This is a genomic window from Vibrio sp. KUL80 (genome assembly GCF_059725495.1).
Window position 1 is genome coordinate 556,174 of sequence record NZ_AP045841.1, and the last position, 12,379, is coordinate 568,552.

At 48.2% G+C, this 12,379-nt stretch carries 9 protein-coding genes; 8 read left to right on the forward strand and 1 reads right to left on the reverse strand.

What is annotated here, in order from left to right:
• From AC6I8U_RS02540 to tldD, 8 genes are all read left to right on the forward strand, one after another.
• Complete coding sequence (locus tag AC6I8U_RS02540) at positions 1-1,044, forward strand: rod shape-determining protein (RefSeq protein WP_042473407.1); 1,044 nt, start codon at positions 1-3, stop codon at positions 1,042-1,044.
• Positions 1,045-1,105: 61 nt separating this feature from the next.
• Positions 1,106-1,969 (forward strand): rod shape-determining protein MreC, encoded by an 864-nt coding sequence (gene mreC / locus AC6I8U_RS02545; protein WP_042473408.1) that lies wholly within the window; start codon positions 1,106-1,108, stop codon positions 1,967-1,969.
• Positions 1,970-1,986: 17 nt separating this feature from the next.
• Positions 1,987-2,475 carry a rod shape-determining protein MreD gene (mreD, locus tag AC6I8U_RS02550; protein ID WP_042496399.1) on the forward strand — a complete coding sequence of 163 codons (489 nt, stop codon included), beginning with the start codon at positions 1,987-1,989 and terminating at the stop codon, positions 2,473-2,475.
• Positions 2,465-3,049: a Maf family protein gene (locus tag AC6I8U_RS02555; RefSeq protein WP_498017671.1), complete on the forward strand. Its 585-nt coding sequence runs from the start codon at positions 2,465-2,467 to the stop codon at positions 3,047-3,049. Before mreD ends, AC6I8U_RS02555 begins: the two co-directional genes overlap by 11 nt.
• 18 nt (positions 3,050-3,067) lie before the next feature.
• Positions 3,068-4,537, forward strand: coding sequence for a ribonuclease G (rng, locus tag AC6I8U_RS02560; protein ID WP_252012485.1), 1,470 nt, complete (start codon positions 3,068-3,070; stop codon positions 4,535-4,537).
• Between the two features lie 10 nt (positions 4,538-4,547).
• Positions 4,548-8,438, forward strand: coding sequence for a YhdP family protein (locus AC6I8U_RS02565; RefSeq protein ID WP_498017672.1), 3,891 nt, complete (start codon positions 4,548-4,550; stop codon positions 8,436-8,438).
• Between the two features lie 7 nt (positions 8,439-8,445).
• On the forward strand, positions 8,446-9,270 hold the full coding sequence (locus AC6I8U_RS02570) for a carbon-nitrogen hydrolase family protein (RefSeq protein ID WP_498017673.1): 825 nt from the start codon (positions 8,446-8,448) through the stop codon (positions 9,268-9,270).
• A gap of 26 nt (positions 9,271-9,296) precedes the next feature.
• Positions 9,297-10,736 (forward strand): metalloprotease TldD, encoded by a 1,440-nt coding sequence (gene tldD / locus AC6I8U_RS02575; RefSeq protein ID WP_498017674.1) that lies wholly within the window; start codon positions 9,297-9,299, stop codon positions 10,734-10,736.
• Between the two features lie 151 nt (positions 10,737-10,887).
• On the opposite strand, the gene AC6I8U_RS02580 is transcribed toward tldD, so the two are convergent.
• Complete coding sequence (locus tag AC6I8U_RS02580; RefSeq protein WP_042473421.1) at positions 10,888-12,264, reverse strand: PhoH family protein; 1,377 nt, start codon at positions 12,262-12,264, stop codon at positions 10,888-10,890.
• Positions 12,265-12,379 lie beyond the last annotated feature (115 nt).

Sequence of the window (12,379 nt, forward strand, 5' to 3'; positions counted from 1 at the left end):
ATGTTTAAAAAACTGCGTGGCATGTTTTCTAACGACCTATCGATTGATTTAGGTACTGCCAACACACTGATTTATGTAAAAGGACAGGGTATCGTCCTAGACGAGCCTTCTGTTGTAGCGATCCGTCAAGACCGTGCGGGTTCAGCAAAGAGCGTTGCGGCCGTCGGTCATGCAGCGAAACAGATGCTAGGTCGTACACCTGGTAACATTTCTGCCATTCGTCCGATGAAAGATGGCGTAATCGCTGACTTCTACGTGACTGAGAAAATGCTTCAGCACTTCATCAAGCAAGTGCATGACAACAGCGTACTTAAGCCAAGCCCGCGTGTACTTGTCTGTGTCCCTTGTGGTTCTACTCAAGTTGAACGTCGTGCGATTCGCGAATCGGCACTGGGTGCGGGTGCGCGTGAAGTTTACCTAATTGATGAGCCAATGGCGGCGGCAATTGGTGCTGGTCTTCGCGTTTCTGAGCCGACGGGTTCAATGGTGGTCGATATCGGTGGTGGTACGACTGAAGTTGCGGTTATCTCGCTAAACGGCGTTGTTTATTCATCGTCTGTTCGTATCGGTGGTGACCGTTTCGACGAAGCGATCATCAACTACGTTCGCCGTAACTACGGTAGCTTGATTGGTGAAGCTACGGCTGAAAAGATCAAACACGAGATTGGCTCTGCGTATCCAGGTGATACTGTTGAAGAGATCGAGGTTCGTGGTCGTAACCTTGCAGAGGGTGTGCCACGTAGCTTTAGCTTAAACTCAAACGAGATCCTAGAGGCGCTTCAAGAGCCACTAACGGGTATCGTATCTGCTGTGATGGTTGCGCTAGAGCAATGTCCACCAGAGCTAGCATCGGACATCTCTGAAAATGGTATGGTACTAACAGGTGGCGGTGCATTGCTTCGTGACCTTGACCGCCTGCTGACAGAAGAGACGGGTATCCCAGTTGTTATCGCTGAAGATCCACTAACGTGTGTGGCTCGTGGTGGCGGTAAAGCGCTAGAAATGATCGACATGCACGGTGGCGATCTATTTACAGAAGAATAATGGTTTCTCTCTAGTTTTGGTGTGGCACTAAAACTAGAGTCCACATCAAGGTTATGCGTACATGAAACCAATATTTGGTCGAGGTCCTTCTTTACAACTTCGGTTATTTCTTGCTGTTACATTGTCAGCCGGCTTAATGCTGGCTGATAGTCGTTTAGACACATTCTCAAATTTTCGCTACTTGTTGAACAGTGCCGTGGCACCGATTCAATATGCAGCTAACCTTCCTCGTTCGATGTTTGACGGCGTTTATGAACGCTTAAACACTCGTCAGGGCTTGGCAGAGCAAAACATTAACCTCAAACGAGAGGTGCTTCGCTTGAAAAGCGATTTGATTTTGCTTGACCAATATCGTGAAGAAAACCAACGCTTTAGAGAGCTTCTGGGCTCATCATTTGTCCGAGACGAGAAGAAGGTGGTGACCGAAGTAATGGCAGTCGATACCTCTCCGTATCGCCATCAAGTGGTGATCGATAAAGGTCGCATTGACGGCGTTTATGAAGGTCAGCCGGTGATCAATGAGAACGGTATTGTCGGTCAGGTCACCTTTGTCGGTGCTCACAACAGCCGAATTATGTTGCTCACGGATTCGAACAGCGCGATTCCAGTTCAAGTTATCCGAAATGACATTCGTGTTATTGGTTCAGGTAACGGATCCATTGACGAAATCCAGTTGGAACACATTCCAACCAGTACGGATATTCAGCCTGACGATCTACTCGTCACCTCTGGTCTTGGTGGCATCTATCCTGAAGGGTACCCAGTAGCGCATGTCAAATCGGTTCAACGTGACAATCGCCGAGAGTTCGCCAATATCGTCGCGGAGCCTGTAGTAGATTTTGACCGCTTACGTTACCTACTGCTGATCTGGCCAAATAACGACAGGCAGCAGCAAGAAGTGGAAGATATCCTCAATGCAGAATAAAGGATTAACACACAATCATGGCTAACAGTTCTTTTCGCAGTCATATGGTGATTGGCACATCGTTGTTGGTCGCACTCGTTCTGCAAACTATCCCTTGGCCTGGCGTATTGGATTTCATTCGTCCTTCATGGCTGTTTTTAGTACTTGGATATTGGGTGCTGGCCTTGCCGCATCGTGTCAATGTAGGTACCGCACTGTTTGTCGGGTTAGTCTGGGATCTGCTTGTCGGTTCTACGCTAGGTATCCGCGGTATGATGATGTCGATAGTCGTCTACGTCATAGCGTTAAACTTCTTAGTACTCAGAAACATGGCGCTATGGCAGCAGGCCACCATCATGGCATTGCTTTCTATGGTGCTCGAGGTGTGCATCTTTTTCGGTGAGTATTTGATCCAAGACGTGACTTTTAATCCGATGTCGCTGTGGAGCGGTCTGATTAACTGTATACTTTGGCCATGGATGTTTTTACTGCTGCGCCGTGTAAGAAGGCATTGGCATGTTAGATAGGGCTCTCTCTTTGAATATTGTATTGGCGTCGACGTCACCAAGGCGCCGTGAATTACTGACTCAGTTGGGTTACGATTTTTCGATTGTCAGCCCAGACATTGAAGAGCAAAAGCAGGTGAGTGAGTCACCTGAGCAATATGTTGAGCGCCTATCACTAGAAAAAGCGCAAGCCGGGTTAGCATTAAGCAAGCCCAATAGTGTTGTTGTGGGCTCAGATACGGTCGTCGTGCTTGACGAGACGGTATTAGAGAAACCGAGTGATTTCAGTCACTCTAGAGCTATGCTCAGCAGCATGTCTGGCCGAAAACACCAAGTACTGACAGCGGTCAGTGTAGTAAACAAATTAAAGCAAGCATCGGTGGTTGTGACGACCGATGTGTGGTTCAAACCCCTTAGCGAACAAGAAATAGAACAATACTGGCAAAGCGGCGAACCAAAAGATAAAGCTGGCAGTTATGGTATCCAAGGATTAGGTGGGCGTTTTGTCACTCGTATCGAGGGCAGTTATTACGCTGTTATGGGACTGCCACTGTATGAAACTGACCAGCTCTTGCAAGAATTTATAAATAATTAAAAATATTGAGGTGCGCTCATGAGTGCAGAGCTGTTGATAAACGTAACTCCTAGTGAAACAAGAGTTGCGATGATTGAAAGTGGAATTCTACAAGAAGTCCATATTGAGCGTGAAGCAAAGCGTGGCATCGTTGGTAATATCTACAAGGGTAAAGTAAGTCGCGTTTTACCGGGTATGCAGGCGGCGTTCGTCGACATTGGCCTAGAAAAAGCGGCTTTCTTGCACGCCTCTGATATCGTTCCTCACACTGAGTGTGTTGCCGAGAACGAGAAAAAACAATTCCAAGTTCGCGATATTTCTGAGCTGGTTCGCCAGGGGCAGGATATTGTTGTGCAAGTCGTTAAAGACCCGCTGGGTACCAAAGGCGCACGTCTCACTACCGACATTACCCTACCATCTCGTTATTTAGTCTTTATGCCGGGAGCCAGTCATGTTGGCGTATCTCAGCGTATTGAGAGTGAAGAAGAGCGTTTACGTCTCAAGCAGGTTGTCGCCGAGTATTGCGATGAAAATGGTGGCTTTATTATCCGCACAGCAGCAGAGGGTGCTAATGAAAAAGAGCTTGCCCAAGATGCTGCTTTTCTAAAGCGACTTTGGCTCAAAATTAACGAGCGCCGCACTAAATACAAAACACGCTCGACGTTATATGGTGAATTGGGCTTAGCTCATCGTATCTTGCGTGATTTTGTCGGCACAGAGATCACCCGCATTCAAGTCGACTCTCGCCTTATCTACGAGAGCCTAAAAGAGTTCACTAGTGAGTTCGTACCTGAGCTGGAATCTTTGCTCGAGCTGTACGAAGGTGATAAGCCTATCTTCGATATGTTTGACACTGAGAATGAGATTCAGCGCTCACTGGAACGCAAAGTCGATCTTAAATCTGGTGGCTACCTGATCATCGACCAGACCGAAGCCATGACCACGGTGGATATCAACACGGGTGCATTTGTAGGAAGGCGCAATCTAGAAGAGACCATCTTCAATACTAATGTTGAAGCGACGCAAGCCATTGCTCGTCAGCTGCGACTTCGCAACCTTGGTGGCATCATTATTATCGATTTCATTGATATGGGGCTTGATGAGCACCGTCAGCGTGTTTTGACGTCATTGGAAGCCGCACTAGCCAAAGACCGAGTAAAGACCAACATCAATGGCTTTACTCAGCTTGGTTTAGTTGAGATGACTCGTAAGCGCACACGCGAAAGTATTGAACATGTCCTGTGCAGTGGTTGTCCAACATGTGAGGGGCGTGGTTCAGTGAAGACGGTCGAGACAGTCTGTTACGAGATCCTAAGAGAAATCACGCGCGTTAACCGTGCTTACGATGCTGACAACTTTGTGGTTTATGCCGCGCCAGCTGTGGCGGATGCGCTTGAGGGTGATGAGTCACATGCGCTAGCTGAGCTTGAAGTCTTTATTGGTAAGCAAGTGCGTATTCAAGCAGAGCCTTTGTATATTCAAGAACAATTTGACGTTGTTATGATGTGATGAGAAGTTTGTGAGTCCTCGCGTTAATCAAATCGTGCGCCTATTTCTTTGGCTTTTACTGACCGTGTTGGTGCTGCTTGCCTCCACGGTCACAGTGCTGCGTGTGGGCTTGCCACAACTCAATAAAATCCAGCCTGAGATTGTCACTTGGATCAATCAAGGGACCGGACTTAACGTCTCGCTTAAAGATGTTCGCGGTTTTTGGCGAAATACCCACCCCTCCATCTCACTTCAAGGGGTCTCCGTTGGCCTGCCTGATAGCCCTGAAACTGAGTTCAAGGTGGCGAACCTAGAACTAGAATTTGACCTCATACAAACCCTATTGCAGCAGCAACCTGTACTTGCCGACATGGTCATCAATGACATGGTGCTTGATGTTCGTTCGGTGGATTTGCTAAAAGCAACGGAGAGTACGGATTCAGAGCAAGATAAAACGCCAGCCAAAAGTGGCGAGCAGTTAATTCAGCGACTCGACAACTTGTTGCTACGTCAATTGGACCGCTTTACCGTCGCTAACTCAAGCATTCATTACACCTCGATCTCGGGCGAAGCGCGTCAACTTGAAATCGAAAATCTTCAATGGCGCAATGAACAGCGTCGCCACCTTGCGCAGGGGGTGGTATCGATTGCCGATGTGAACCTCAATGCGCTCGAGGTGCGTGCCGACTTTGTTGATAATGGTTCTTTAACGAGTGTCAGTGGCGATTTTTATGTCTCTGTCGAGCAGATGTCATTGACGCCATGGTTGTCAAAAGAGCAAAGAGAGCAAACTGGCATCGAAACGGGGTCAGTCAGTTCACGAGCTTGGTTAAAGCTTGAGGGGAGCAAAGCAAAAGAAGCGTATCTTGAAGTATTGCCCTCAGAACTCTCGTGGTCAAAAGCTAACACGCAGCATGATCTCATTGTCGAGTCGGCGGTATTGCACCTATTGCCCTCTGAATCTGGTTGGCAACTGAATGTTCACCAAGTCAACGCTCGAACCGATGATATTGCTTGGCCAGAGCTCGATGTCGCGGTGGATTGGAATCGTGATAATCAGTGGCAGGTGAATGTCTCTCAATTGGACGTTAATGCACTTAAGCCATTAACCACATTGAGTAACAATGAAGCTCTAAATGACTGGCTAACTAAGCTGAACCCTGGTGGTCGTATTGAGGACATACGTGTCTCCCAACTTGATGGTGAGGGTTCACTGAAATACTCGGCCAAGTTGCAGCAAGTATCCATGTCACAATGGGCTCTGTTGCCTGGCTTTTCGCAGGTTTCTGGTCAGGTTCGCGGTAATACTGAGCGAGCTTATGCTCGCGTATCAGTGATTGATGACAGATTCCCATACGGTGATGTGTTCCAAGCGCCGCTGAATATCAAACAAGGTCTTGTTGATATCCATTGGGAGAACCATGGTGAGCAAGGTTGGTCACTCTGGTCAGATAAAGTGACGGCGGCAACGCCCGATCTTCAGGTGCTTGGTGCATTTAGGCTCGACTTTCCGAAAGACGACAGCCCATTTCTATCTTTTTACGCTGAAGCAGACTTGTACAATGCCGGTGAAGTCTGGCGTTATCTCCCAACGCTGGCGATGGGGCAAAGCCTGACGGATTACTTGTCTGCTGCCATTCAAGCGGGTCGCGTAAACACCTCAAAACTGCTTTGGTATGGCAGATTGTCTGATTTCCCGTACCGAGAAAACAACGGTATGTTCCAAGCTTTTGTCGGCTTGAGAGATGCGAAGTTTAGTTTTGATACCAATTGGCCGCCGCTTACAGACTTGCAACTCGATCTGCTGTTCCAAAATGAAAGCATGCACCTAGATTCTCGTGCTGCAACTCTAATGAACGTTAAGGGGCAACGCATCACAGGTCGTATTCCTGTGCTTAGCGGAGATGGCCACCTAGAGATTGAAGCGAAAGCGAAAGGCAAAGGCAGTGCGGTACGCGATTATATGACGGCATCGCCATTAGTCGACTCAGTCGGTGCGGCGCTGACGGCCGTGCAGGTGAGTGGTGATGTCAATGCCGATTTCCAGCTTTACATTCCGTTTTCAGGCGATAGCACGCCATCACGAGCGTGGGGTTTTGCTGAGCTGAGTAATAACCATGTCGAAATCGATGCACCACCCATGACGTTAGAACAGGTGTCTGGTCGAGTTGAGTTCGATAATGATGTGGTCAAAGCAACAGGATTGTCGGCAAACTTACTCGATCAGCCAATCAACCTTGATTTCCAAGGTCAGAATGCGGGCAAGGGCTATGCGGTGAACATTGATGCCGTGGGTGATTGGAAAACGGCGCCATTAGAGCCATATATCGGTGATAAAGTGGTTAGCCGATTAGCAGGACACTCACCTTGGCATTTGGATGTTGATATTCAGCTCAATGACGTTGGCTTTACTTATCAATTGGATCTCGATGCCAACCTAACGACCATTGCTAGCCAGTATCCCTATCCGCTTAGCAAGGCTTTCGGAGAAAAGGGTAAGGCACGACTTCAGGCATCGGGAAATCAAGAAAGCATCTCTGCTCGACTGCAGTTGCCGTCCGTTAAGTATCAGACAGAAATTGATATCACTAAAGACGTCCCTGTTTTAGAAGCGACGAATTTAGTACTTGGTGAGGGCGGCTTTAAGATTAGCCCGATTGTTGGTCACTACGTGCAAGTACGCTCGGATAAATTGAATCTCGACCAATGGAGTGAAGTGTTCAAAGAGCCGCCGAGCGATAAAAAAGCGGTACTTGATGATTTACCTAAGCCAGAACTTCCGTTGCCAAGAAGAGCAACCGTTGAGGCGAAGGAACTGACTTTAGGTGGCATCGAATGGCACGATGTGGACTTCGATGCTAGATATAAGAAAGGGGGCTGGCAGTTCTCTTTAGATAGCCAAGAGGCGAAAGGGGAAGCGAGTTATAGCGACAATAACGAGCTGCACTTAGCGCTTAATCGTCTGCACGTCTATGTTCCAGAGCTCGATGTGCTTGCTGAAGAAGATGAATCGATCATCACGCAAGATAACCCACAAGCACCATTAGTGACCGACTTTGAGCGCTCACTATTTGACGTATTGCCTGATACACAACTAACGATCGATAACTTTTGGTTCCAAGGCTATAAAGTGGGCAAAGTGGATATGGATGTGGAACGCTCCGGCAACAAGCTCGTTTGGAACAAGCTCAACCTATCTAGCGGAACCAACCAGGTTAATATCGACGGCAGTTGGCTGGTGTCCGGTGACCAGAATAAGACTAAGGTGAACTTTAAGGTCAAGGGTGAGAACAACAGCGACCTAATGGAGCGATTTGGCATCACCTCTGGTATTCAGCGTGCACCATTTGAGATGGACGCTAAGTTAGATTGGGAAGGTGCGCCTTGGTCAATGCGCCTTAGTACCGTGAACGGCGAGATGGACACCAAACTTGGGAAAGGGGTTATCTCAGATGTCAGTGGCGCTGCTCGATTATTAGGCCTGTTCAGTTTAGACTCAATCATACGCAAGATGCAGCTCGATTTTACCGATGTGTTTGATAAAGGTATGGCATTCAACTCCATCACAGGTACCGGTAAGGTTCGTGACGGTGTGTTTGTGACCAATGACATCATGATGGATGCCGTTGCAGGTGAAATGACGATCAAAGGCTTGGCTGAGCTGCCGACACAAACTGTGGATGCAGAAGTGAGTTTCACACCGGATATGACCTCGGGTATTCCAATTATCACCGCCTTTGCTGTGACACCCCAAACCGCGTTGGTCGTTTTGGCAGTGACGACGGTTATCTCTCCGGTTGTTGAGGTTGTTACGCAGGTTAATTATTCGGTCAAAGGACCACTAGATTCGCCAACGGTTAGCGAGATCTCCCGAAGTAAAGGGGAATACAAGCTGCCAGAGGATCTAAAGCAGGAGAAATAGGAATTCGATGAGCAAGGAACGCTTTGGAATCATTCAAATGACCTCTGGGCCCGATCCTGAGAGCAACTTTCAACATATTAAGGAGAAAGTCGCTTTTTTGGTCGGTAAAGGGATGCGTTGGATATTAACGCCTGAAAATGCTCTGGTGTTTGGGCAAAGAGAAGACTATCACCAGCACGCAGAGTATTTAGGTCAAGGGACGTATCAAACAAAATTGGCTGAGCTTGCTAAGCAATACAAAGTGAATCTGATCATCGGCAGTTTCCCTATTCGGGTGTCTGATGAAGAAGTCTCTACTACAACATTAGTTTTTGATGTGAACGGTCAGCGAATGAATCACTATGACAAGCTGCATATGTTTGATGTTGACGTCGACGACGGTCATAGAAAATATCGAGAATCCGAGACGTTTAAGGCGGGAGGTAACATTGCCATGGTACCCACCGATTTTGGCGCGATAGGTCTATCTATTTGTTATGATTTGCGTTTTCCTCACCTATACTGTGCGTTGAGAGCACAAGGTGCAAACGTCATCGTCGTGCCCGCCGCCTTCACAGCGGTGACGGGCAAAGCACACTGGGAAGTGCTTTTACGTGCAAGAGCGATAGAAAACCAGTGCTGGATCATTGCCGCCAACCAATGTGGTACGCACCCTTGTGGAAGAGAAACCTGGGGGCGCTCTATGGTGATATCTCCATGGGGGGAGATTCAAGGCCAACTTGAACAGCAAGCCGGCACCATTACCGCCGAACTGAATTTTGATGTGGTCGAAGAAGTGAGACAGAGTATGCCTGTCGCAAAACATATCCGCTTCGAACAGCATCTACACTAATTATACTTACAAAAGAGTAATCAAATATGGAACGCATAGAAGACGCGCTATTGGGCCCAACTGGTCTTTCTGAGCAAGACATTGAAGCGACACTGGCAAGTATTGCGACCCGCCAAATAGACTATGCGGATATCTACTTTCAATCCAGCTGGCACGAATCACTCGTTCTGGAAGACAGCATCATTAAAGATGGTTCGTTCAACATCGACCGAGGTGTGGGTGTTCGAGCTGTAACGGGAGAGAAAACTGGATTTGCCTATTCCGACCAAATTACACTCGAAGGTTTGAAGCAAAGCGCGATTGCCGCTCGTGGCATCGCACAGCAAGGTCAAAGCGCGCATGTGAAAGCACTGACGCGTAGCGATAACCAAGCTTACTATGCCGCGGTAAACCCGCTAGAGAGCTGGGAGAAACAGCAGAAGACAGAACTGTTGAAACAGCTCGATGCCTATATCCGAACCAAAGAGCCGTTGGTAAAAGAAGTGTCTGTGAGCCTCAGTGGCGTCTACGAGCAGATGCTAGTCGCTGCAACAGATGGCACGTTTGCTGGTGACGTTCGCCCGCTTGTTCGCTTATCTATTAGCGTATTAGCGCAAAAGGGTGAGCGACGTGAGCGCGGTAGCGCTGGTGGTGGCGGTCGATATGGCTATGATTTCTTCCTATCTACGGAAGAAGGCCAGCAGGTTGCCTACAACTATGCAGACGAGGCGATTCGTCAGGCCTTGGTTAATCTAGAAGCGATTGATGCTCCTGCTGGCACGATGCCGGTTGTACTGGGCTCGGGCTGGCCGGGTGTGCTGCTTCATGAGGCGGTGGGCCATGGCTTGGAAGGCGATTTCAACCGTAAAGAGTCCTCGGTATTCTCTGGTAAGCTTGGTGAGCAGGTGACTTCTAATCTTTGCACTATTGTCGATGACGGCACACTGCAAGATCTTCGCGGCTCACTCAATGTCGATGATGAAGGTGTTCATGGGCAGTACAATACGCTTATCGAGAACGGCGTACTTAAGGGCTACATGCAGGACAAGCTTAATGCTCGCTTAATGGGTGTGAACCCAACTGGTAATGCACGTCGTGAATCATACGCACACTTGCCAATGCCGCGCATGACCAATACCTATATGTTGCCAGGTGAGCACTCGCCAGAAGAGATTATCTCAACGGTTAAAAAAGGTCTTTATGCACCTAACTTTGGCGGTGGCCAGGTCGATATTACGTCTGGCAAGTTCGTATTCTCGGCTTCAGAAGCTTATCTTATTGAAGATGGTAAGATCACGGCCCCAGTAAAAGGCGCTACCTTGATTGGCTCGGGTATTGAAGCCATGCAGCAGGTTTCCATGGTTGGTAATGACCTGAGCATTGACCGTGGCGTTGGTGTTTGTGGTAAAGCTGGTCAGAGTGTACCTGTTGGCGTTGGTCAGCCAAGCTTGAAGTTGGATGCACTAACCGTGGGTGGCACGGACTAGCTTTCCTCGTTCTACAACAAATACATTCGATAACCCGTCATCCTCGCGAAAGCGAGGATCTCCCACAGCGCGTTATACGCTTAAAGAGATCCCCTTTTTCAAGGGGATGACGAATATTCCTATGACGAAGCATTGCCATTCTGCGAAATATTTACAAATTCTCCTCAGCAAACTCTGCTAAGCGACTGCGTACTACACCGTTGAGGTGGATGTTGGCACTGCCGCCAAAGTTCTTAAAGCGTTCTACCATATAAGTCAGCCCTGATGTGACAGGGGTTAAGTAGGGGGAGTCAATCTGCGCTAAGTTACCAGAGCAGACAATCTTAGTGCCTTCACCACAGCGCGTGATAATGGTCTTGATCTGTGATGCCGTTAGGTTTTGACATTCATCAAGCAGTACAAACGCGTTTTGAATCGAACGACCTCGCATAAAGTTAATCGATTTGAACTGAATATTGGCTTTATCACAAATGTACTTCAGAGAACCTTCTGTACAGTGATCATTTTTATGCAGCGCCTCTAAGGTATCGGTGATCGCAGCAAGCCAAGGCATCATCTTCTCTTCTTCTGTGCCCGGTAAGAAGCCGATGGATTCACCTATGTCTGGCGTGTTTCGGGTGACGATGATCTTATCGAACATACCTCGCTCAATCGTCATCTCCAACGCCGCCGCCATGGCAAGTAGCGTTTTACCACTACCGGCTGCACCAGTCAGGATAACCAGATCGATGTCGGGATCGAGTAGCGCATCCATCGCCATGCCTTGATAAATGTTTTTAGGTCGAATATCCCAGGCTTGGCGACACAGCATCCGTTCTTGGCTCAAGTCGCGGATTGTGACTTTTTCGCCATCAATATCGGCAACACGGCCTGCAAAATCACTCGATTCATCAATTAAGTATTGGTTAATAAAGGTTGGGTCGATAGCCTCTCGGTCGAAGGTGTGATACGTCTTGCTCGCTAAGGTTTTCGTTTCCACTTCATCGATGTTCTCCCAAAAAGCCCCTTCTGATTTTTGGAAACCTTTGGTGAGGTATTGAACATCGTCGATCAATTGGTCGGTTCGGTAGTCTTCGACAAAACGTACGCCCGCCCCTTTGGCACGTAAGCGCATGTTGATGTCTTTGGTCACCAACACGACTTCACGTGGTGAGCGCTTGTTCTGTAGATACAATACGGCATTAAGAATGCGGTTATCACCCTCTTTGTCGGCAAACGCTTTGACCGTTTCTTGCAAGACATAGTCTGCCAAGATAGAGATGGTTCCAGTTGCATCTAGGTTGCTCGAAAAAGGAATCCCCTCAGAAATTTCATCTGGAGTGGCGTCTTTGAAAATATCTTCAAGTGCTCGTATGGCGACCCGAGCATCTCGCGCTACGTCTCGCTTACTGTCTTTTATGCGATCGAGCTCTTCGAGTACCGTCATTGGAATGACGACGTCGTGTTCTTTGAATGAAAAAATGGCGTGAGGTTCGTGGAGAAGAATATTGGTGTCGAGAACGAAAATTTTACGGTCGGTATCGCCCATAGAGTCTCCTTGCCGCAACTGGCGCTGGTCCTTTGCGGTTAACTCGGATGGGGATCGAGTCAGACTGTCCTTCCGTGTTGCATTCGTTTACTGCGCTAATCGCTCGTAAATGATG

Coding starts and splice junctions, on each gene's coding strand:
- rng (WP_252012485.1), top strand. CDS start 3,068: ATGAGTGCAGAGCTGTTGATAAACGTAACTCCTAGTGAAACAAGAGTT.
- AC6I8U_RS02540 (WP_042473407.1), top strand. CDS start 1: ATGTTTAAAAAACTGCGTGGCATGTTTTCTAACGACCTATCGATTGAT.
- tldD (WP_498017674.1), top strand. CDS start 9,297: ATGGAACGCATAGAAGACGCGCTATTGGGCCCAACTGGTCTTTCTGAG.
- AC6I8U_RS02555 (WP_498017671.1), top strand. CDS start 2,465: ATGTTAGATAGGGCTCTCTCTTTGAATATTGTATTGGCGTCGACGTCA.
- mreC (WP_042473408.1), top strand. CDS start 1,106: ATGAAACCAATATTTGGTCGAGGTCCTTCTTTACAACTTCGGTTATTT.
- mreD (WP_042496399.1), top strand. CDS start 1,987: ATGGCTAACAGTTCTTTTCGCAGTCATATGGTGATTGGCACATCGTTG.
- AC6I8U_RS02580 (WP_042473421.1), bottom strand. CDS start 12,264: ATGGGCGATACCGACCGTAAAATTTTCGTTCTCGACACCAATATTCTT.
- AC6I8U_RS02570 (WP_498017673.1), top strand. CDS start 8,446: ATGAGCAAGGAACGCTTTGGAATCATTCAAATGACCTCTGGGCCCGAT.